The sequence below is a fragment of the Porphyromonas sp. CAG:1061 genome, assembly GCF_000435035.1.
Taxonomy (GTDB): Bacteria; Bacteroidota; Bacteroidia; order Bacteroidales; family Porphyromonadaceae; genus Porphyromonas_A; species Porphyromonas_A somerae.
In genome coordinates this window covers 6,835-29,326 of the sequence record NZ_HF988953.1, presented here as the reverse complement: position 1 = coordinate 29,326, position 22,492 = coordinate 6,835, and the positions used below count along the sequence as shown (strand labels likewise).

Annotated in this window: 19 protein-coding genes and 1 pseudogene; 12 read left to right on the top strand and 8 right to left on the bottom strand. The window is 46.3% G+C overall.

Annotated elements, in window-relative coordinates; translation table 11 throughout:
- The 3 genes and pseudogenes from QVO39_RS08945 to cmk all read right to left on the bottom strand — a co-directional run.
- Nucleotides 1-238 (bottom strand): hypothetical protein (locus QVO39_RS08945; protein ID WP_288171973.1); only part of this gene is annotated, 238 nt, incomplete at its 3' end.
- A 435-nt stretch (nt 239-673) separates the two neighbouring features.
- Nucleotides 674-1,594, bottom strand: a complete 921-nt coding sequence (locus tag QVO39_RS08940) for a 4-hydroxy-3-methylbut-2-enyl diphosphate reductase (RefSeq protein ID WP_288171980.1) — start codon at nt 1,592-1,594, stop codon at nt 674-676.
- A gap of 84 nt (nt 1,595-1,678) precedes the next feature.
- A pseudogene (gene cmk, locus QVO39_RS08935) lies at nt 1,679-2,260 on the bottom strand ((d)CMP kinase); the annotation flags it as partial.
- 194 nt (nt 2,261-2,454) lie between these two features.
- Between cmk and QVO39_RS08930 the strand changes: the two are divergent.
- The 5 genes from QVO39_RS08930 to upp are packed head-to-tail and all read left to right on the top strand — an operon-like array spanning nt 2,455 to nt 7,055.
- Nucleotides 2,455-3,027 carry a DUF5063 domain-containing protein gene (locus tag QVO39_RS08930; protein WP_021903878.1) on the top strand — a complete coding sequence of 191 codons (573 nt, stop codon included), beginning with the start codon at nt 2,455-2,457 and terminating at the stop codon, nt 3,025-3,027.
- On the top strand, nt 3,011-3,775 hold the full coding sequence (locus QVO39_RS08925; protein ID WP_021903877.1) for a 3'-5' exonuclease: 765 nt from the start codon (nt 3,011-3,013) through the stop codon (nt 3,773-3,775). The genes QVO39_RS08930 and QVO39_RS08925 overlap by 17 nt, the downstream gene beginning before the upstream one ends.
- A gap of 8 nt (nt 3,776-3,783) precedes the next feature.
- Nucleotides 3,784-4,968: a class I SAM-dependent rRNA methyltransferase gene (locus QVO39_RS08920; protein WP_021903876.1), complete on the top strand. Its 1,185-nt coding sequence runs from the start codon at nt 3,784-3,786 to the stop codon at nt 4,966-4,968.
- A gap of 6 nt (nt 4,969-4,974) precedes the next feature.
- On the top strand, nt 4,975-6,387 hold the full coding sequence (locus QVO39_RS08915) for an MltF family protein (RefSeq protein WP_021903875.1): 1,413 nt from the start codon (nt 4,975-4,977) through the stop codon (nt 6,385-6,387).
- An 11-nt stretch (nt 6,388-6,398) separates the two neighbouring features.
- Entirely contained in the window at nt 6,399-7,055 is a 657-nt protein-coding gene (upp, locus tag QVO39_RS08910) for a uracil phosphoribosyltransferase (protein WP_018028136.1), read from the top strand.
- A 258-nt stretch (nt 7,056-7,313) separates the two neighbouring features.
- Here the strand turns inward: upp and QVO39_RS08905 are convergent, their stop codons facing one another.
- Complete coding sequence (locus QVO39_RS08905) at nt 7,314-9,458, bottom strand: M3 family metallopeptidase (RefSeq protein ID WP_021903874.1); 2,145 nt, start codon at nt 9,456-9,458, stop codon at nt 7,314-7,316.
- A 514-nt stretch (nt 9,459-9,972) separates the two neighbouring features.
- Here QVO39_RS08905 and dnaN point away from each other — a divergent pair.
- Genes dnaN through QVO39_RS08870 form a run of 7 tightly spaced genes read left to right on the top strand, consistent with a single transcriptional unit; the run spans nt 9,973 to nt 16,877 of the window.
- Entirely contained in the window at nt 9,973-11,103 is a 1,131-nt protein-coding gene (gene dnaN, locus QVO39_RS08900) for a DNA polymerase III subunit beta (RefSeq protein WP_021903873.1), read from the top strand.
- A gap of 18 nt (nt 11,104-11,121) precedes the next feature.
- A complete protein-coding gene (locus QVO39_RS08895; protein ID WP_021903872.1) occupies nt 11,122-11,892 on the top strand; it encodes a 3'-5' exonuclease in 771 nt (256 codons plus the stop codon).
- Nucleotides 11,889-13,100: a bifunctional phosphopantothenoylcysteine decarboxylase/phosphopantothenate--cysteine ligase CoaBC gene (gene coaBC / locus QVO39_RS08890; RefSeq protein WP_021903871.1), complete on the top strand. Its 1,212-nt coding sequence runs from the start codon at nt 11,889-11,891 to the stop codon at nt 13,098-13,100. Before QVO39_RS08895 ends, coaBC begins: the two co-directional genes overlap by 4 nt.
- 11 nt (nt 13,101-13,111) lie before the next feature.
- On the top strand, nt 13,112-14,008 hold the full coding sequence (locus QVO39_RS08885; protein WP_021903870.1) for a type IX secretion component PorD family protein: 897 nt from the start codon (nt 13,112-13,114) through the stop codon (nt 14,006-14,008).
- Complete coding sequence (gene recN / locus QVO39_RS08880; protein ID WP_021903869.1) at nt 14,005-15,675, top strand: DNA repair protein RecN; 1,671 nt, start codon at nt 14,005-14,007, stop codon at nt 15,673-15,675. Before QVO39_RS08885 ends, recN begins: the two co-directional genes overlap by 4 nt.
- Nucleotides 15,676-15,684: 9 nt before the next feature.
- The gene (gene rlmB / locus QVO39_RS08875; RefSeq protein WP_288171979.1) at nt 15,685-16,467 is read left to right on the top strand and encodes a 23S rRNA (guanosine(2251)-2'-O)-methyltransferase RlmB; all 783 of its coding nucleotides are present in this window, start codon (nt 15,685-15,687) and stop codon (nt 16,465-16,467) included.
- A 29-nt stretch (nt 16,468-16,496) separates the two neighbouring features.
- Complete coding sequence (locus QVO39_RS08870; RefSeq protein ID WP_018029215.1) at nt 16,497-16,877, top strand: RidA family protein; 381 nt, start codon at nt 16,497-16,499, stop codon at nt 16,875-16,877.
- A 250-nt stretch (nt 16,878-17,127) separates the two neighbouring features.
- Here QVO39_RS08870 and QVO39_RS08865 read toward each other — a convergent pair whose 3' ends face one another.
- The 4 genes from QVO39_RS08865 to QVO39_RS08850 form a co-directional block, all read right to left on the bottom strand.
- Nucleotides 17,128-19,101: an LTA synthase family protein gene (locus tag QVO39_RS08865; RefSeq protein ID WP_288171972.1), complete on the bottom strand. Its 1,974-nt coding sequence runs from the start codon at nt 19,099-19,101 to the stop codon at nt 17,128-17,130.
- Between the two features lie 73 nt (nt 19,102-19,174).
- Nucleotides 19,175-20,131 (bottom strand): glycosyltransferase, encoded by a 957-nt coding sequence (locus QVO39_RS08860; protein WP_021903866.1) that lies wholly within the window; start codon nt 20,129-20,131, stop codon nt 19,175-19,177.
- A 13-nt stretch (nt 20,132-20,144) separates the two neighbouring features.
- On the bottom strand, nt 20,145-21,341 hold the full coding sequence (locus QVO39_RS08855; RefSeq protein ID WP_021903865.1) for a glycosyltransferase: 1,197 nt from the start codon (nt 21,339-21,341) through the stop codon (nt 20,145-20,147).
- Nucleotides 21,342-21,346: 5 nt separating this feature from the next.
- On the bottom strand, nt 21,347-22,372 hold the full coding sequence (locus QVO39_RS08850) for a glycosyltransferase family 2 protein (RefSeq protein ID WP_018029189.1): 1,026 nt from the start codon (nt 22,370-22,372) through the stop codon (nt 21,347-21,349).
- Nucleotides 22,373-22,492: the final 120 nt, after the last annotated feature.

Sequence of the window (22,492 nt, the reverse complement as noted above, 5' to 3'; positions counted from 1 at the left end):
GGTCAAAACCTTCAATCTCCTTGATAGCAATGAAAGGTTTTGGCGTCGTCGACCCCTCCTCCTTGATGAGCGTACGGTATCTACCAGCCTCATCCTTTTCTTCCAGTATCACAAGGTAGAGCCTCCTCACACTCATGGGAATCGGCGACTGCTTGGAGCAACTCTCCACTAGCAAGAGCAGTGCTAGGCACCCCACTAGCGCCAAGATCCATCGAACCCATTGATGATTACTCGTCATGCCTTAATTGATTATCTATTCTACTCCCCCAACTAACCCCACACCTTTCCGCAAATCTACCAAAAATTATCGCGGCTACCTCAATATTTCGAGACAGTTATCATAGCTGAAAAATTAGAATTCCCCCTACTGCCTGTATACGTCATAATGCTAGTAATTTTTCTCCAGTTGAGGTGAAAAATAGCTTTATCATCAGTCTTAGACAGAGGCTGTTGATTACTCTTCTTTGGCAACTACCGACAACTAGATTCTCAACTTTTGTACCCGATAAAATCGCCTTTTGTAATGGATTGATACTTAGTACTATACACTAGCGTTTTCTTAGTTGCAACTAAGCAATCGGTTAGTTGCAACTCGTCAATTGCTTAGTTGCAACTCAGCAAATGCTTAGTTGCATCTCCACTTTTGCCCTTTATGCAAGGGGGTAAAAAGTGATTATTTGTCGTGAGGTTGGGATGTGGAAGCTTGCTCCTCTATTTTTTGTTTTACCGCCTCCATCTGCCACCTTGGGGTAGAGGTAGCTCCGCAGATACCCACCGTGTGTACCCAGGAGGGGAGGGGAGTGGTAATCTCGTCGGGGGAGGTGATGAAGTGGGTATTAAGGTTGGCACGTAGGGCGGTTTGGTAGAGCACCTTGCCATTACTGCTGTGAGCTCCGGCGATGAAGTAGACCCAATCCTTTTCCTTGGCAAACTGGGTGATTTCGGGGACCCGATTGGAGACCTGTCGGCAGATGGTATCGTACCACTCCACCTTCACCCCTTCGTGAACCCATTCACGCAGGGCGGTGTGAAGTGCCTCAAACTGGTTCTGATCCATAGTGGTCTGACTAAATAGTGCTACAGCGCGACTAGGATCAATCAATTCACGTGCCTCTTCTACCGATTGTACCACGATGGCGGTGCCATCGGTTTGGCCCACCAGTCCATTTACCTCGGCATGCCCTCGCTTTCCGAAGATCACGATTTGCTGTCCCTCTTCTAATCCCTCAAGGTACTTGGTTCGGATCCGCTTTTGGAGGGTGAGTACCACAGGGCAGGTAGCATCTATCACCTCGATACCCTGCTTTCGGGCCTCCTCGTAGATCTTGGGGGCTTCGCCATGAGCTCTGAAGAGTACTCGCTCTCCCTTGAGCGATGGTAGCTGGTCGTAGCCGACTGCATGGAGCCCCTCTCGGGAGAGGCGTGCTACCTCTTCGCTGTTGTGTACGATATCGCCGAGGGAGTAGAGGGGGCGCTGAAGCTTTAGCTCGGCCTCGGCCTTGCTGATGGCGTGGATCACTCCGAAGCAAAAGCCCGACCCCTCATCGATCTCTACTGATAGCTCGCCCGAGGAGTTGCCCCGAATGACGCGCATCGCCACCTCCCATACTAATTGCTGTTGCTCCTCGAGGGATAGTGCACTATTGTCTAGCAGGATGGCATCATCGGCACGGCGAAGGGGGTCGATGGCTCGGGTGCTATCGATCCGATCGCGTGCCTCTACATTCTGTAGCACCTCCTCGTAGCTCACCTCATCGCCACGGTTGCGTAGCTCTGCAACTCGTCGGGCGGCACGCACTTCGGGTGTGGCGGTGACGAAAAACTTGAGCTCGGCATGGGGCATCACTACGGTGCCGATATCTCGGCCATCCATCACCACACCACCTGCTGAAACCCATGATTGCTGTATGGCTACCAGGTATTTTCGTACCGATGCGATGGTGCTGATGGGGCTCACGTGGTTGGAGACCTCCATACCCCGAATCTCTCGCTCTACATCCTCTCCATTGAGGAGGAGGTGCTGGCCATCTGCTTTTGCTTCGAATGCAAGAGTGACCTCCTGTGCCACTCGCTGGCTGATGGCCTCCTCGCAAGGTTGGCCATCGGACCAAAGACCCTCTCGGAGCGACCAGAGGGTCACCCCGCGGTACATTGCCCCAGTATCCACGTAAGTATAGCCGAGTTGGCTAGCTAGTCGCTTGGCAATGGTGCTCTTGCCACAAGAAGAGTGCCCATCTAGGGCTATATTGATTCGTCTCATAGAGTTTTCTCCACACATATATATATTAATATCCCAATGCTCGCTCTCCCTCAGTCACAAAGTTACCAAAAAAGGGGTAGATAATCTTTGGTGGCTCGCTTCATGACGTGCATTGGAGAATAGGAGTGGTATTTGCTCAAAAATGTCTACCTTTGTATGAAGTACACATTTAATGAGTGATAGAAGCGATAAGCATGAGAGCTAAGAGCAGTGAGGGGGGTACAGGTGTATTGGGGAATAGTGGGGTGCTGGACTTTGTGGCCGCCGCCGCACGCTATTGTGCTTTGGTGGAACCGATGACGACACCGCTGTGGACTAGGGAGAGCTTGGCGGAGTGTCGGCAGGTACTGGCAGATATCTATGCTGAGGGGTTACGGCTACCCACTTGGCCTATGGAGGCTTTTGGGGAGGAAGCTGGTCGGTTGGTGACGGAGGAGGAGTATGACCTGGTTCGGCAGCGGTTGGTTCGCATCTTAGGGAGCTATGACTACTTTCTTGACGCTGAGGAGGAGGCGATGAAGTATTCCGAGACGCCTATCGGTGTGAGCACTGCAGAGCTTTTGGCCGATATTTACCAGGTGCTGGGCGACTTTGTATGGGTAATGCGTGGGGGTAATGAACGAGCAATGTATCAGGCGGTGGCGGAGTGTCGCTACACGATGGAGGAACGTTGGGGTGAGCTATTGCTGACGGTGCTGAGGCAATTGCATCGCTTGTACCACGACCCTCTCTTTGAACTTCAAGAAGAAGATGGAGGAGATAACTAGGAGTAAGATCAGCAATGAGGAGCTGAGAGAGCTAGAAGCAGAGGTGCTTGAGGTGCCACTAGTGGTGCTTTCGCATAGAACTTCTGTCCAGGAGTTTGTGGCTCAGTGTTCGGCGTTGGGTGATGGGGTAAGTGTGCTGGGGCTGGATACGGAGACGAAACCGGCTTTTAAGCGTGGTTGTAGCCATAAGGTATCACTTCTACAATTGGCGACTGCCGACCGAGCACTATTGATTCGATTGGAGCCGGTACTCTCTCAAGAGCAATTGGCACCAGTGAAGAAACTACTTGAGGATCAAAAAATCACTAAGGTGGGAGTGGGTATTGGTGATGATGCCAAGGGACTTTGGAAGGATCGCCAACTGCGTCTCAATCGGATGGTGGATCTCAGGCTGCTTTCTAAGGCAGCTGGTATTGAGGTGCTTTCGCTCTCAAAACTCTATGCGGTACTATTCGGTAAGCGGATTAGTAAGGGGCAGCGCCTCTCGGATTGGGAGCGTGAGGAGTTGACGGAGGCTCAATTGGATTATGCAGCACTCGATGCGGTGGCTGGTCTACGAATCTACCAAGCTTTGGAGGGGTGGCTAAATGAGGAAATGTATCGGGACTTAGAGGGGCTGCCTAAGGAGAAAAATAAACGCTCTATCCGGAAGTCTTTGAAAAGGGGGCGAACCGCTGGGACATCAAAAACAAAGGAGGCAAAGAATAGGGGCAAGAGTAAGGGTAGTAAAGTAGCAAAAAAGAAATAGTAGTCAATATGAAGCAGATAGAGCTAAAAGCGGGGCGAGAGGCCTCAGTGGAGCGTAAGCATCCTTGGATCTTTTCACGTGCCCTTGTCTCTACCAAAGGGATAGAGGCTGGGGATATGGTGGAGGTGCTGGATAGTGAGGGGCACTTTTGTGGAAGAGGTTATTATGAAGGTGGCTCTATTGCGGTACGGCTTTTGACCTTTGCGGAGGGGGAGCAGATAGATGCTTCTTTGTGGCAAAGGCGGTTTCAAGAAGCGCTGGAGGCTCGTAAGGCATTTGGACTTTTGGCTTCTCCTCGTGAGGGTTTCCGCTTGGTCTATGGGGAAGGAGATAGTTTGCCAGGACTGATTGTGGACCTCTACGGAGGGGTGGCTGTGATGCAAGCTCATACGCTTACGATGCACTTGAGACGTAGAGAACTGACGGAGTCACTAGCAACGGTGCTAGGGGAGCGGTTGGAGGCGGTTTACTATAAGTCGTCGGACTCTCTGCCGATGGTGGAGGGGGTGGTGGATGAATTGCTTTACGGATCTATTGATGCGGTGGAGCAGGTGGTGGCAGAGGAGCAAGGCATTCGTTTCTCCCCAGATATCCTGAGAGGGCAGAAGACAGGCTTCTTCCTCGACCAACGTCAGAATCGCGCTAGAGTAGGGGAGCTGGCGAAGGGCAGAAGGGTACTGAATATGTTTTGCTATACTGGTGGCTTTTCGCTCTATGCCCTAAGAGGTGGTGCAGAGCGGGTGGTGTCGCTAGATAGTTCGCCTAGAGCGATGGATCTGCTGGAGGACAATTTGAAGCTCAACTTTGGTGAAGTTCCTACTTGCCATGAGTCTGTGGTAGGGGATGCCTTTAAGTATCTGTATGAGATGGAGGAGGGGGCTTTTGATATGATTATTTTGGACCCTCCAGCTTTTGCTAAGAGGAGGGAGGTATTGCGAAATGGTCTGCAAGGTTATCGCAAGCTGAATAGTGCGGCACTTCGTAAGATAGCAAAGGGCGGGCTACTCTTTACCTTTTCCTGCTCACAAGTGGTGGGGGTAGAGGAGTTCCGGCAGGCTCTCTTTACCGCTGCGTTGCATGCTGGTCGTGAGGTGCGGGTGCTGGAGCAGTTTGGTCAGTTTGCCGATCACCCAGTAAGTATTTACCACCCCGAGGGGAGTTATCTGAAGGGCTTTTTGCTCTATGTGTCGTAAAAGGTGATGAGAACTATTTATCTACTTGGTCTGCTTTTGAGCCTATTGCTCTCTGCCTGTAGTCAGGAGGAGGGGAATGAGTCGGCACAGCATTTCCGTGGCTGGCAGGAGGTGGTAGATAGTGATACGCTGAGGATAGGGACGCTTACCTCGCCCGAAGACTTTTACCTTCTGAGGGGTGAGATGATGGGTTTGGAGTATCAAAAGGCGGTGGACTTTGCACAAGCTCACGAACTTGTACTGGATGTGCAGATTGAGCGGAGCTTGGATAGCTTGCTTTGGCGATTGGAGCAAGGGGAGATAGACCTTTGTATTACCCCTTTGGCTATGTCACGAGGAAATCTCGAGCGGTTTTCTTTTGGCGGAATCATTGATACGGCATCTCTAGTGCTGGTACAGAGAAAGGCAAAGGAGGGGATGATTTCAAACCTTTCAGAACTGGGAGGTAAGAAAGTGTGGATAGATGCTGGGGGTGCTGCAGAGGTTCGGTTGCATCAGATTGAGGAGGAGATCGGGGAATACATTGAAGTGGTCCCTTCGGACTCACTCAGTATGGAGGAGCTTTTGGTGCAGATGGGCACGGAGGAAGGAATAGACTTCCTACTCGTAGATGAGCATCTGGGGCAGTTGGGGATGAGGTATTTCCCTTCGCTTAATGCCGACCTTCGGGTGAGTGCACCGATTAAGTATGGGTGGGCTCTTTGTAAAGAGAATAATTCACTAAAGAAGCAGTTGGATACCTACTTCCTAACAGGTGAAAAGTTGGGGCATTATAGTCGGCTACGTGACCAGAATAGCCATCTGCAGAGCTATATTCAGGAGTTTGCGATGGTAACGGAGCGGGTGCAATTGACGCAAGGAGTGATCTCTCAGTACGATGCTTTATTTGAAAAAGAGGGGGCAAGGCTGCCTTGGCACTGGACGGTGCTGGCGGCTATTGCCTATCACGAGAGTCGTTTTAGAAGCGATGTGGTAGGCTGGAGTGGAGCTAGGGGGTTGATGGGGATTATGCCACGCACTGGTGCTAGTTATGGGGCAACGAAGGAGGAGTTGCTTCGGCCTGAGGTATCAATTCGAGTGGCGGTAGACTGTCTTTTGGAGGTAAGGAAGAGCTTCGGAGATATGACTGATGAGGCGACTCAATTGAGCTTCACACTTGCAGCCTATAATGCTGGACTGGGACATGTGCAGGATGCAATGCGGCTTGCCCGGAAACATCATGCCCCCGACTCTATATGGCAGGGCGGGGTGAGGCAGTATATCTTACTGAAAAGCCACCCGGAGTACTACAATGACCCAGTGGTTCGCTTTGGATACCTGCGAGGTAAGGAGACGGCTAACTATGTGGATGATGTGATGAGTAGAAGTCAGGTGTACCACGCTTTATTGCAAAAGAAAAATTCAAACCATAAGAAATAGTATTTAAGATCATGAAAGTAATCAACCTTTCGGAACAGAATTCAATCCTCAACCGCTTTGTGGCGGAGTTGCGAGATGTCAATATCCAAAAGGATCGTATGCGCTTCAAGCGAAACATTGAGCGGATAGGCGAGGTGATGGCGTATGAGATTAGTAAGACGTTTGAGTATCAACCTAAGGAGGTGCAGACTCCACTAGCTATCTCGCACGACCAATTGGATCAGAATGAGGTGGTGATTGCCACGATTCTACGTGCTGGCCTTCCTCTCCACCACGGATTTACTAATTATCTTGATAGAGCGGAGAACTGCTTTGTTTCGGCCTATCGCAGGTATAAGGACCGGCTCAATTTTGAGGTGATGATTGAGTATCTTTCCTCTCCTTCAATAGAGGGTAAAACGCTGATTTTGGTCGACCCAATGCTGGCAACTGGAAGCTCTATGGAGCTGGCATACAAGGCAATCCTCACGAAGGGAACTCCTAAGGTATTGCATGTGGCCTCTGTGATCTCTAGTCAACCAGCACTGGATTATCTGCAGAAGGTAATGCCTGAGGATTGTACACTTTGGACCGCTGTCAACGATCCTGAGATTAATGAGCACTCCTATATCGTACCAGGTCTCGGTGATGCTGGCGATCTCTCTTTTGGTGAAAAGTTAGACGACTAGAGACTGTTGCACGAAAGCGATCTGCGGCGTTGCTATCGGAATTCGGGTTCGGTCACGTACGTGAGTACGCTCCCTTCATCCTCACCCTCAGCGCCTTGCATCTCATCCTTCGTGCAAAGTCTCGGCACATTTGAAGCAAATGTGCGATAATGGCACTTCGTGCAACATTCTCAACTAAGTCTATTTTCATCTAAGTATAAAATAAAGGAGCCCTCACGCAATGTGAGGGCTCCTTCGTATTTAATATGTCGTGGGTGATTACTTCACTCCGCGTGCAGGAAGCAGGCTAGCTACATTAGGCTCTGCAAGACCGGTGAAGTCGGAGAAGATCTGTGCTAGATCCTCGGTGTTACCCTTGGAAAGAACCTTGTCGCGGAAAGCTCTACCTACCTCAGGATTGAGCGCACCATTCTTGGTGAAATACTCGCCAACATTTACAGCCAGTACCTCAGACCATAGATAGCTATAGTAACCACAAGCGTAGCCACCACCCCAAACGTGGTTGAAGTAGCTAGTGCGGTAGCGTGGAGGAATCTGTGGATTGAGAAGCCCAGCCGCTGCAAGAGCGTTATTCTCAAACTCCTCAACATTCTCTGCATTTACCTCATTACCTGTAGTAAGCATGTGGAAAGCTACGTCGCCAGTAGAAGCAGCAAGGTTTTCCCCTAAAGCATAGGCAGCGTGGAAGTTAACCGACTCCAGCATCTTATTCTTAAGATCCTCTGGCATAGCCTCGCCTGTCTCATAGTGCTTAGCAAAGTTGGCAAATACCTCGGGCACAGTAGCAAAGTACTCATTGAACTGGCTTGGCATCTCTACGAAGTCGCGGAACACGTTGGTGCCACTGAGAGACTTGTACTCTACATTAGACAGCATACCATGAAGAGCGTGACCAAACTCGTGGAATAGAGTAGTTACCTCATCCCAAGTAATTAGATTAGGTTGTCCCTCTGGTGCCTTGGTGTAGTTACATACGTTGTAGATGATTGGAAGCTGGTCATTGCGATGGCTCTGAGATGCAAATTCACTCATCCATGCACCACCACCCTTGGTAGGACGTCTGAATAGATCGGTATAGAATAGAGCTACCTGCTCTCCAGTCTCAGCATTGAGTACATCGTAAACGTGTACATCCTTATGGTAGGTTGGGAGGTCAAAGCGCTCCTTGAAGGTGAGACCATAAACATGCTCTGCAGCGTAGAATACACCATTCTTAAGGACGCTATCTACCTCGAAGAAAGGCTTAACGTCATTAGCATTGAAGTGATACTTCTCTTCCTTCATCTTGGCTGAGAAGTAGAAGCGGTCGTATGGCTTTAGCTCAAAGTCGCTACCCATAGTTTTGCGAGCATACTCCTCAATCTCCTTAGTCTCGCGGTCAGCTACAGGCTGATACTCCTCTGCGAGCTTCTTTAGGAAGCTAGTCACTGCCTCTGGAGTCTTAGCCATCGTATTCTGAAGGCTGTACTCAGCATAGTTATTGAAACCGAGCAGCTGTCCCTTCTTGTGACGAAGCTGAGCCATCTCTGCAATGATTGGGTAGGTATTTTGGTTGCCAGTGTTATCCGAACGGTGATAAGAGGCGTTGAATACCTTCTCACGGGTTGCACGATTCTCAAGAGATGTCAGAATATCCTGCTGTGTAGTATTGCTGATTACAATAGCATAAGGTGCAGTAACAGCCTCATTTGCCTCGGCATCAGCCTTGCACTGAGCAATCTCTCCCTCGCTAAGGCCAGCCAACTCCTCTACATCCTCAATAGGAACGATGGCCTTGTTGCGAGCCTCGATATTCATCTTTACAAACTCTTGCTGGAGCACAGCTAGACGGGCATTCACCTTCTCAAGCTCATCCTTCTTCTCTTTTGGAAGATTGGCACCTGCTCTTACAAAGCCGTCGTAAATCTCCTTGAGGAGTTTCTTGTCTTCACCTTGAAGGGTTTCGTACTCATTGTCATACACCACCTTGATACGATCAAAGAGTGGCTGATTGAAGGTGATCTCATCCTCCCAAGCGGTGAGCATAGGGATCACATCGGCCTCTATTGCCTTGATCTCATCAGTACCATCGGCACTTGAGATGGCAAAGAATACATTGGAAACACGCGAAAGAAGTGCCCCACTATCCTCGTAAGGGAGGATGGTATTCTGGAATGTTGGCTTTTCCTCGTTGTCTACAATGGCCTTTAGCTCGGCTCTTTGCTGTTCGATACCAGCCTCAAATGCAGGCTTGTAGTGCTCATTTTTGATCTTGCCAAAGTCTGGAGCGTGAAAAGCTAGTGCGCTAGGCTCGTTGAATGGATTTCCTTCCATAGGATCATTTTTCTCTCCCTTACAGCCCACTGCAAGCAGACTGATAGCGGCTAGACCGCTAAGGAGCAATGTTTTGAAATTTTGATACATAACTTTATTATCTTTATTATCTGAAAAAGTATTAGCTACAAGTTACATCTTCCCTTTGTATTGGCAAATATAAGGAATATTTACAACATACCCCCTTCTTAATTTCTTGTATCCCGACTTTTTAGCAGACCAAAATCTCTATATGGAAGTCTGCTTATGCTCTATTTATTTCTTTATGATGTGTTCATTGTGTTCTTTTGTGTAAATCCTACGTTTATTGGATAATTCGCTCAATTATAATGGATTTCCAGTTTTCTTTCAAAATTACAAAGAGAAAAAAGACTCCGTCGCCCATATATTGCGGATTTCATCCCGCAAAATGATTGGTGTATACAGGCTGACGCAGTAGTCTCAAGATGTCACAATCACTCCATCACGCAGAATATCGGATGAGGCTTCTTTGATGGGTTTTCGTCTGACCCTTGGGTGTATGCCAAAGATTTGGTAAATTTGAAATCAAAAGGGGTGGAGTGAAACTGAGAGAGAAAAGTTTGAATTTCAATATTATATTTCTATGAAGTTAACGATACTAAGTGACTTGCTTCGTGACCATTTGCAATTGGTTGCCAAGGTGATAGGAGGTAAGGGGCTAGCCATTATGGAGTTTGCCCTAGTAGAAGTGAAGGGGGAGAAGATGAGTCTGACCGCTACTGATGGTGAGACTAGGATTTGCAGTCATGTGGACTTGAGTAGTAAGGAGGGCGAGGATATGAGCTTCTGCGTCCGTGTGCGTCAGCTCGTGGAACCGCTTCGTGAGATTCCCAATCAGATGATTCAGTTTGAGCTGAACACGGAGGACTACGAGCTCCACGGTAAGTATAATAATGGCTTCTTTTCTTTCCCAGTGATTAAGGGCGAGGACTTCCCTGAAGTGCAATCTCTTGGCGATGAAGGCTTAAAGGTGAAGATGCCCATTGCTAATTTCTATGAGGGGCTAGATAATACTGTTTATGCGACTACTGTGGATGATGTACGCCCTATCATGACAGGTGTGCATGTGGATATTCGTCCGGAGCATATCACTTTCGTTGCGACCAATGGCTTTTTGCTCTCCTATTACCGACACTCAATGTTGGAGTTGAATGTCAATGAGCAGCATAGATATACATTGCACAAAAAGCCCGTTCAACTACTCCTTCAGGTGCTTTCAAAGAGTGATAATGGCGATATAGAGCTGGAGTTTCACCCCAACTTTGCACTCTTCAAGACGGAGACGTTGGAGTTACAATGTAGGTTGCTAGAGGGAAAGTACCCAAATTATGAGACGGTGATCCCTAAGGATAATGATAAGCTTTTGGAAGCTGATAGACTGCAACTTCTGGCAGCTACAAGGCGTGTGGCAGTCTTTGCCAATAAGGCAATGGGGCTTATTAACTTCGACTTCTCACCATCTGAGCTAGTACTTAAGGCAACCGATCAGGACTTTAGTACGAAGGCAGAGGAGGCGGTGCCTGTCTCCTTCTCAGCTCCTGAAGCGCGTTTTTCATTTAGGGCTGAGCATCTGATACAGCTCCTTACGGTGATGCCTTCGGAAACTATTTCTATGCGGATCGGAGATGCTTCGCGTGCTGCTTTGGTGACACCAATTGGAGGTGAAGCTGGTGTGGAGATTGTAGTGGCGGTGATGCCACTCGTATATGGCTAATCAATAGCGGAGAGGATTATGAGTAAGCTACAATTGAAACGGCCGATTGTCTTTTTTGATTTGGAGACAACGGGGCTTGACGTGGTAAAGGATCGAATTGTGGAGATCGCCCTCCTAAAAGTACACCCCGATGGCACTGAGGAGACCCTACACACGCTAGTAAATCCAGGAATGCCTATTCCCAAAACCTCCACGGCAGTGCACGGCATCAGTGATGCTGATGTGGCTGATAAACCGACTTTTGAAGAGGTGGGCAAACGAGTAGTCGCTTTCATTGAGAATTGTGACTTGGGTGGTTACAACTGCAATCGCTTTGATGTGCCTCTTTTAGCTGAAGAATTGCAGAGGGTAGGAACCCCTGTGGATTTTAGTCACCGCAAGGTGGTAGATGTACAGGTCATTTACTATAAGCAGGAACCACGAACGCTGACTGCTGCCTACCAGTATTATACCAATAAACCACTGGACGGAGCACACTCGGCAGATGTGGATACCATGGCTACGTATGAGGTGCTTAAAGGGCAGCTGGAGATGTATAGCGACCTTCCCTGTGATGTGGAGAGCCTCAGTGATTATACCAAGCAGATGGATACTGTGGATCTTGGCGGACGTATGGTTTACGATGAAAGTGGTACTCCTTGCTTCAACTTTGGAAAGTATAAAGGGCAGCCAGTGGTTGAGGTACTTCGGAAGGATTCTGGATACTTCGGTTGGATGATGAATGGAGACTTCCCAAGAGATACAAAGATGCATCTGCAAAAACTAATGATAGAAGCTGAAAGAAAGTGAAAGGGAAAAAGATAGTACTGGGCATTACGGGAAGTATTGCGGCGTATAAGAGTGCCGTCTTGGCTAGGCTTCTGGTGAAGGCAGGAGCCGAGGTACAGGTGGTGATGACACCAGCAGCCAAAGAGTTTATTGCCCCTCTCACGCTTTCAACGCTTACTGGGCCAGCGGTACTCTCGGAGTTTTTTGAGGAGCGGAGTGGTTCGTGGAATAGCCATGTGGACCTTGGGGTATGGGCCGATGCTATGGTGATAGCACCGGCTACAGCAAGTACCCTCGGTAAGATGGCCAATGGCATTGCGGATAATCTCTTGGTAACTACTTATCTATCCTGTAGAGCTCCAGTGTTTGTGGCTCCTGCGATGGACTTGGATATGTTTGCTCATCCCTCTACCAAACGTTCTTTGGAGACGCTTGCCTCTTGGGGAGTGCATATTATTGAGCCAAAAGAGGGCGAGTTAGCGAGCCACTTAGTGGGAAAAGGGCGAATGGCTGAGCCAGAGGAGATCTTTCAGACGCTTGAAAAGTACTTTGATGGTCCCGCTAAAAAGACATTAGAGGGGCTGAATGTATTGATGACCTCGGGTCCTACATACGAAAAGATTGACCCCGTTCGTTTTATTGGTAACTACTCGTCGGGCAAGATGGGCAAGGCGATTGCTGAAGAGCTGGCTGAGCGTGGGGCAAAAGTAACGTTCGTTTCTGGTCCTGTGGAATCACTTCCAAAGTCGGATAATATCCATGTGGTCTCTGTAGAGAGTGCCGAGGAGATGTATCGGGCTTGCCTAAGCGTACGTGATGAGTATGATGTGGCGGTCTTCTGTGCAGCGGTGGCAGACTATCGAGTAGCTACGCCCAATGACCATAAGATTAAGCGAGAGCAGGTAGGGGCACTCTCTTTGGACTTGATTCCTAATCCCGATATCTCTGCGGAGCTAGGCAAGCTCAAGTCTGCTAAGCAGTGGCACATTGGCTTTGCTTTGGAGACAAATGCGGAGTCTGAAGCGGTGATAGACAAAATGTCTCGGAAGCATCTGGATATGATTGTACTGAATTCTCTGCAAAATGAAGGCGCTGGGTTTAAGGTGGATACGAATAAGGTGACTATCTTTGATGCACTTAATGGCGGTACTGTAGACTTGCCATTGATGAGCAAACGTAATGTGGCGAAAGCCATCGTCGATCGAATGGAGGAGTTACGCTTTATTTAGTATTTAGATGTATGAAGAGGGCGTGGGGCATCATTATTGGGCTTATGCTCAGCTGGTTATCCGCTACTGGACAAAGCTTTTTTGCACCAGAAGTCTCTCTGAATTTACAGGGGATTCCTGAGCAAAAGCAGGCGGATTTGCAGGGGCTGCAACGTCAATTGGAATATATGCTCATAGGTTATGACCCAGAGATAGAGGTGAAATTGCGACCTAAGCAGCCTATCCGTATTCAGCTCTCGCTCTCACTTACTCAGTCGGTAGGTGACGAGTATAGTGGCCATCTGGATATAGCTCTTTTTCGTCCAGTATATGGAGCTGATGAGGAGGCTCTTTTAGTGCTATTTCATGAGAAAAATCTGCCCTTTACCTTTGACCCACTACTCAGTCCTACCTTTATCGGAGGTGAGATTCCTGAGTCACCGCTCTTTAAGGTGATGTATTACTACGCTACATTGGGTGCCATGTATTACTATGATAGCTTCTCACTCTATGGAGGAGACCCTTTCCTTAATTATCTAGTGTCAAGAAGTGGCTTCTTTGAAGCGGGTTGGCAAGATAGTAGTGGATTGAGCAATGCCTATCTTACCTCCAAGCTTTCGCCCTCAAAGTACTTGCCCGAGTTGCAGTCTAAGTGGGGTAGCTATTTTCGCGAGCTGTGGTATCTATACCATAGGGAGGGACTTGATAGCCCTCTTCCTACTGCTTATAATAGGGTGTTGACTGCGGTTTTACAAGGGCTTCGTCAATTAAGGGAGTATGATAGTAGCACTTCCTTTCTGACTTTGTTTTTTGATTCTAAGGAAAAGGACATGAGTGCACATTTCCAAGCCAATAAGGGTTCTTTAGAGGTGGGGAACACTCGTAGCTTAGTAGAGGAGTTATTTCCAAGTGTTGTGTTTAGTCGATGATTACTAGGTTGTATATAAAGGATTTTATCCTAATTAAAGAGCTGGAGCTGGGACTCAAGGAGGGCTTTACCTCTATCACCGGTGAGACTGGGGCGGGAAAGTCTATACTAGTGGGGGCTATTGGCCTGATTTTGGGCAATAGAGCCGATACCACTACCATACGGGAGGGTGCTAAGAAGGCCATTATTGAGGCCGATTGTGACCTCAATGGAGTGTTGGGTATCGAGCAACTTTTTGAGGAGAATGACTTAGACTTTGAGCCAATTTGTCGACTGCGTAGGGAGCTTACAGTAGCTGGTAAAAGCCGTGCTTTTATCAATGATACTCCTGTCAATACTACTGTAATGAAGCTGATTGGTGAGCGATTAGCCGATATTCATTCACAGCACCACAATATGTTGATTGGTGAGGCTCACTACCAGATGAGTATCCTAGATACTTTAGGTGGCAATGAGTCTTTGCTTGAGGAGTATCTTGGTGCGTACAATGCCTACCAAAAAGCTGCTAAAGAGCTGGAAAAGGAGCGGAAAAGGATAGAGGAGCAAGCAAAGGAACAGGAGTTTATTTCCTTCCAACTGGAGCAACTTGATCAAGCTAATCTCAGGAGTGGTGAGCTGACACAGCTTGAGGAAAGACAGTCCATGGCGCAACATACCAGTGAGATTGCCGATGCCCTCAATATGCTTATCTCTTTTGCTGATAGTGATATGGAGATCCCTGGAGTGGTACAGCAGATTCATACGACGACCCGTTTGCTCTCTCATGCAGCTGAGCACTATTCGCAAGTGGAGGAATTGTATGAGCGTCTCTCCTCGCTAGAGCTGGAACTATCGGATATGATCCGTGAGGCGGGGGGGCTTTTGGATACCATTGAGATAGACCCTAGTGAATTGGCACAAATTGAGGAGCGGATAGACCTTTTGCAAGGATTGCTCTTTAAGTTTAAGCTAAGTGATAGCGATGACCTCATTAAGCTTCGTGATGAGTACCGAAAGACGCTGGATAATATCACTAATTCGGATGTCTATCTTAAGGAGTTGGAAAAGGAACTAACGAAGAAGCAGGATGTGGCAAAAGCATTGGCAAAGAGACTTACTGAGAGCCGTACTAAGGTGGCGAAGGAGCTATTGCCTCCACTGCACGCATTAATGAAGGAGCTGGGTATTGCTGGGGCTACATTCAAGGTGGATTTGCAGCCTCTGGATAAGCTCACGGAGAGTGGTGCTGATGCGGTTCAGTTTTTATTCGCCACCAATAAACAGACGAAACTGCAACCGATTAGGGAGATCGCATCTGGCGGAGAGATTTCTCGCTTTATGCTGGCATTGAAGACCATTTTGGCGGAGCATAGTGTATTGCCTACTGTGATTTTTGATGAGATTGATACCGGTGTTAGTGGTGAGGTGGCTGAGAAATTAGGCGGAGTAATGAAGCGCTTGGGTAGGAATATCCAAGTATTATCAATTACGCATCTGCCTCAGATTGCTGCACTTTCGGCCCATCAGTTGGTGGTAAGTAAGGAGGAGGAAGAGAGTGGTTTTTTTACCACCATTAGGGAGGTGAGTGGTGAGGAGAGGGTTAGGGAAATGGCAAATATGCTGACTGGTGCGGAGATGACGGAGGCAGCATTGGCCAATGCTCGAGCACTTTTAGCACGAAATAAGTAACGTAATATGATGTATCGGAATAATGCAAGGGGAGGTAGGAGATACCCCAATAGATCTAGAGAACGTGATGAGATGATATTTGGTATCCATGCCATACGTGAGGCGTTGGAGGCTGGAGAGCAGATTGACTTTGTCTATCTCAAGAGGGAGAATAGTAGCGATGGGATTAAGGAGCTAATAGAATTGCTCCGTAATCATCGGGTGCCATTAAGGAGGGTGCCGGTGGAGAAGCTGGACCGTTTGGCAGGTCGTAGCCACCAAGGGATTGTGGCGGTTAAGGCGGCTGCCCACTACTTTACACTGGAGCAGGTGGTGCCTACGCTTTTTGAGGCGGGTAGAGACCCATTCTTGGTGATATTGGACGGCATTACTGATGTTCGCAATTTTGGTGCCATCGCTCGTACCTGTGAGTGTACTGGTGTAGATGCTATTGTGATCTTTGAGCAAAACTCGGTCTCTGTGACTGCCGATGCGGTAAAGACATCGGCTGGGGCACTCTCTCGAGTGGCTGTATGCCGGGAGCCTTCTATAGAGCGAGCAATTGATTATCTAAAGCAATCTGGTGTGAAGCTGGTGGGAGCTAGCGAAAAGGCGTCGGATCTGCTCTACGATTGCGATATGAAGGGACCGCTAGCTCTCGTAATGGGTGCTGAGGATAAGGGGCTTTCGGAGTATGCTATACGTCAGTGTGACCACCTTACCCGTATCCCTCTATATGGCGAAATCGGTTCGCTCAATGTATCGGTGGCAACGGGGGTGTTGCTTTATGAAGCGGTAAGACAGAAGAGATAATTGAATCATTAATATTAACAACTAAGATTATGAGTAAAGAGATTATTAGTACTCCAAATGGACCTGCAGCAGTAGGCCCTTATTCACAGGCCGTAGCTGCCAATGGGCTTGTATTTGTTTCTGGTCAACTCGGATTAGACCCTAAGAGTGGTCAATTTGCTGCTGAGGATGTAGTGGGTCAGGCACATCAGGTATTTAAGAATGTCCAAGCGATCCTTGAGGCAAAGGGTTTGACCCTCCAAAATGTGGTGAAGACTACTTTGTTCCTCACCGATATTGCGGACTTCGCTAAGGTAAATGAGGTCTATGCTGAGTATTTCCAAGCACCTTACCCTGCTCGTAGTGCTTTCCAAATATGTGCACTACCAAAGGGTGGTCTTGTGGAGCTTGAAGTGATAGCAGCGATCTAATTCACTCAGTTGGAATAAGAAGAAGGTGGAGATGACTATTGGTCACCTCCACCTTCTTGTATATAGAGCCTATTGCACGAAGGCGATCTGCTGCGTTGCTTTCGGGATTCGGGCTCGGTCACGTACGTGAGTACGCTCCCAGCGCCCTCACCCTCAGCGCCTTTCATCTCATCCTTCGTCCAAAGTCTCAGCACATTTGAATCAAATGTGCGAGAATGGCACTTCATGCAACATTCTCATATCGGACCTATTACTCTTCTTTGGCGGGTGGGGGAAGAACGTCTTTAATGGAAAAGGAGGTCTTGAAGACTCTGTGGTTGTAGTCTTGGACGATGGCTTTGAAAAGACGTGTGTAGTGCTCTTGTACCTCACTAGAGGGCATGACCGCTTTATCGGGTTCGGTCTGTAGATAGGGCACAGGAGCCGATGCCTTGATATCTCCAGTAGGAGTCATCGTTAGTGTAATCTCTTTGGTAAAAAAGATATACTGGCCTTGGAAGTAATTAAGTGCTATATGCTCCGCCTTCGTATCAAAGATATTGCTTCCATAGCTGAGCACAGGCTCCTCAATGCCAAGTAGGTACAGCAGAGTGGGGAGGATATCTGTGTGTTGCACCACATAATCCTTAATCTCTCCCTTGAGCTTCCCTTGCGGATCATAGAATGCAATAGGAGCTGCAGCATGCCCCGCCAAGTTGTTGTACGCCGGGTGATCGCTCTGATTCGTATGGTCCGCTGTGATAATAAACAGGGTATTCTCAAACCAGGGTTTATCTTTGATTATATCAAAGAATTCCTTAAGAGCTAGGTCGGCATACTGTGCGGTTTGGTGGATAGGCAAGGTTCCTTCCTTAAACTTCCCCTTAAATCCAGGAGGTAGCTTGAATGGGTGATGATTGGAAAGTGAGAAGAAGAGTGCTCCAAATGGCTCTTTCAGATTATCCATATCCTCTGCCATAGCCTGCTCAAACGGTAGATCGTGTATACCCCAAGTGCTTATCTTTACAGAGTCGTTATAGTGGTAGTGCTCTTTATAATTGGTTATCGTGTACTGATCTTCTAGCCCAAGTTTATTTAAGAATGAGTAAAAACCCATGACCCCATCAACATCTCCGTGGTAGAATTTAAGGTGATATCCAGCGTCCTTAAGGGAGCGAGGTAATCCAGTGTCAAAGGTAGAGAAATGCTGATAGTTTTCAATGACCACTTCACTATCATTAAATGTTCCACCAAATGAAGGCAGTGAAACAAATACTGATGGGAATGATTCTACCGATCGCTTGCCTGATGCAAATCCATACTTCGCATAGAGGGTGTTGGGGAGCAGGGAGTCCAAGAAAGGAGTATAGGAAGGGAAGCCTTCAATATCTCTGTTTAGATATCCGAAATACTCTTTTCCCATACTTTCCAATAATATTACCATCACATTCCGCCCTTTCATTGAGCTGTATAGGCTGTCGTTCTCAGAAAGAGGTGCAGCTTTATATAGTGGTGTATAAATATTTGAAACTTCTTCGTCGCTAAAGAATCGGTATTCTATGCGTCCACTTGGCCTTTTTGCTAAGGAAAAAGGAGAGTTGTATAAAATAGGAAGCTGATCATAGTCAGATATATAGGGAAGGATAACCGTCATGCATTGAGGTTTGCCAACGAAGTCCCAACGCCCTCGCATACTAAAGAATAAAAATACGATAGCCAGTAGAGAGGCTACAATATTTAGTAGTAGAGGTTGCTTGTGATTAGGGTCTCTTTCGTACTTTATCAACCTAAAACAAACAATGCCGATAATCATTATCACAAAGAAAGCAAGGGTTAGAGGCCAAAACTCCCATATGAAGTCTTTGTAGAAACCAAACATACTTTTACCCTCAAACTCACTGAATACAGTAGAATTGACCCTTCTCAGAACAAAAGGATAATACCCTGTATCGGAGACATTCAAGAATGCAAATAAGGTAAAGGGAATAAAGTAGGCTGCATAGCAAATCCGTCTATACCACTTATTCATTTCAATCTTTGCCGGTAGGTAAGCCCCAACTATCATCATCAAGTAGTAGAGTATAAAGCCAAATCCAATAACAACCATATCTATGATATAGCCACCACGCATCAGACTTATCAGCTGTTGAAAATCTACATCTGGAAAATGACTTTGATTGTAGTAGAAGTAAAGAAGGCGGCAAAGTTGCATCATTAATAATGCAACAAAAGTATGCCAAATCATGGCAACCCACCGATTGTTTGTAGTTATCATTTTATGGATAAATAAGTATTTGTCGTTTACTACTGATTGTAAATTATGAAATAGGATAGTAGGGGGTTCTCTTAAGTCCGATAAGATGTTTTAATAATCTTCGCCAATGTTTTGAACTTAAGCTATTGAGAATACCCATTTTCTTTTGTAGATACAAGTCTTTTAACGAAAGACCAGGAATGGAAACAAGCATACGGTATAAGAGCTCGCCAATGTGCTCTCGTGGAAAGCAAGGTGCATTGCTGACAATGGATAAATCTTTAAATGAGATAGGGGCATCAATGGAGGGAAGTCCTGCTTTAGATAAGTAGTAGTTGAGTATATCTAGTCTAGGTCTAGAAATAAAACCGACCATTTCATTGTGTTTTGCTTTCGTTACATGTGTTTTACTTATTCTATATAGCAATAGTACTTGAGGTATATTTTCGAAGCGGTATTTAGGAAATAAGCGAACCCAAGCTTCATAATCTTCACCATACCTAAATTGGGGGTTAAAAAAGTGTGGGTTCTTATTGAGAAAGGTCCCCCGAAACATTACCGTAGGGCAGCCAATACAACTGTCAAGATATAAAGTAAAGTCCTTTTGTTTTTGAGGGTATTTATACACTTCCTCATGTGAGCCAAAAGTCTTTAGCCAACTTCCACAAATGTCTATATGTTTATTATTATTGAGAAAATCAAGTTGTACTTCAAATCTGTTTTTTAGTGAAATGTCATCTGCATCCATCAAAGCTATGTATGGTGCATTACACATCTCAATAGCTGTTTGTTTGGCATTAGCAACTCCAGTGTTTTTATTTAATGCGACAACATTCACTCTTGAATCATTCGCTATGTAGCTTCTGAGATTTCTTTCAAATGGGTAATCCGGTCTATCAATTACAATGTTAAACTCTATCTCTTGTATCGTTTGATTTAAGATAGAGTCAATGGCTCCTTTAAGCCATTCAAAAGGTTCGTTGTAGCAACTCATTGCTACTGAGATAATGGGTTCACTCATCTGTTTGTAATAGTTAGAACTTAATATTAATACCTAGCAAGTCAGAAAAAAGTTTTTCCCACCTTTGGTTGTTAATGTTTGGTGCATAATCATTGCACTTTTCAGGAAGCCTACTGATGATTTCTTGCTGTAGTTGGTCGTTAGTGCATAGCTCTTCAAGTTTGTCAGCAAATTCCTTTAAATTGTTATTTGAGACTATCCGTCCATATTGCTTATCCTTCCCAATCATCTCATAAATAGCCTCAAAAGAGTCAAAGCTAATCGGGATAACACCTTGTTGTTGGGCTTCTAAAATAGTCATTGGCCACCCTTCGAATGCTGAAGTAAAGCAGATAATTTTGGCTCTTTTATAAACGGACATAGGGTCGGAGGTGCTCCCGCAGAATTGTATGCGAGAAAGCCTTAACTTGTCGGCCAATTGCTTTAGTACTTCTTCGGCATCACCACCACCCCAGATTTGTAAATGCCAACTCTTAGGTAGCTTTGATTCAATTATTGCCCAGATTTCAAGTAGTAAGTAGATGCGTTTCTGAGTATTATCAAGACGCCCCATGAAAATGACTAAGTCCTCTTTGTCGGTTTGCGAGGCATCCACCTCAAAGCTTGTATCTGCCGTGTTTGTAGCGACTATAATAGAGTCTTTCTCTTTATTGGTCAGGTTCAGATCGTTTTCAAGTTGTTCCTTGTAGAATTTACTCAGTACAATAGTTTTATCATAGAGTTGAATGTTTTTTTTGTACTGTTCCTTTATCTGATTCAACTTCGCATCAGACTTCTCGTATCTATGCTTTCTAAATAGGTTATACCACAGTTTGCTCACACTTAGTGGCGACGCCTTCATTTTGTAAACGACCTGATACCATTCCCAATAGGGCAAGTTATGAATCCACCAAACTAATTTGCAATTACCTAGGTGTTCTCTATCTTTATTGTTAAAAAATGGTTGCCAAATTGGAGCAAAGATAACATCTATACCTTCCTCCCTAACGATTTTATACAGTGCCTCTTTATTAGCTTGTGACTCAAATCTTCTTTTATTTGGAAGGTAATGTATCTCCAACCCTTCAAATGGAGGTTCCCACTGACCCCAAAAGTATTGGACAATATAGCACACCTCTATTCCTTTATCATGAAATAGCTTTGCCGTAGTGTTGGTAACTGTCCCTACACCTTCTCGCCCGAAGGCTGTTCTCAAGAAAGCGACCTTCATATTGCTTATTTATTGGGTGCCAATTCATCAAGAAGCTGAAAAAGAGTTCTCTGGGTTTTAACCTCTTTTTCTGTGGGTGGATTATCAAACACTCCCTTTTCTTTGAGCCGTAGTAGCTCTATCGCAAGAGCTTTTCTATCCTCCAGGTTCATTTTTTTGCCCTTAAGCTTAGAAAGAATTTGCCCTTTGATTACTGGCCACTTGCATTCAGCGCTCCATTTGCTTTGCTGATAACTTGATGCCTTACTTTTATAAAGGTCATCAGTATGCTCAAGTCCAATGATCCAATTCTTCACCTTTTTACAGTGGGTCGAGGAGCGGTCAATTGAACCGATATTCGGAAAGTAATAGTAGAAAGGTAGGTTAGTGATTACTGTTCGTGGTTCTTTCAGTACCACTTCACTCCACCAGGGAAAATCCTCAAATATCACACCCTTCAGGAATGGGATATCTTCAATGAGCTCCTTCTTGATTAGGTGACGCCAAACATAGAAGTGCTTAATAGGATTCTCAATATTGGTATGGCTATTTTCTGTAATATGCTCAAATACATTATCGGTTGTATAGCTCTTGATCTCCTTTAGATCGTATCTTTTCTTGAGCCCTCCAGGTACTGCATTGTCTATATTAAAACCTAAAAAATGTCTGACAAGTAAGTAGGGGCGAAAGTAGGGATCCTTATACCAGGTTACCACTTCTGCCTTCTCCCTCTTCATTAGAGCAAGAGCTAGCTCAAAGGTTTGTGGGTGAATGAGGTCGTCAGAGTCAAGGTAGTTTATATACTCCCCTTGAGCATTTTGCATACCTACATTCCGAGCATCAGATAGGCCGCCATTTTCTTTGACTACGATTTTGAAGCGACTATCCCTTGAGGCGTATTCCTCCAAAATTGATTGGCTATTATCTGGACTGCCATCATTTACACAAACAGCTTCCCAGTCCGTAAAAGTTTGAGCAAGCACACTATCCAAGCATCTCCTTAGATACTTTTCTACATTGTACACAGGGATAATTACTGAAATCTTTGGCATAATATTGTCAATGTCAAGGTGCTATACAATATCTCTGAAGCGGGGGGGAATTTCGACGATGAAGCAGAGGCCGAGCATGGCTGGTTTATTCCAGGCGTAGGGCGGACGTATGATTGTCTG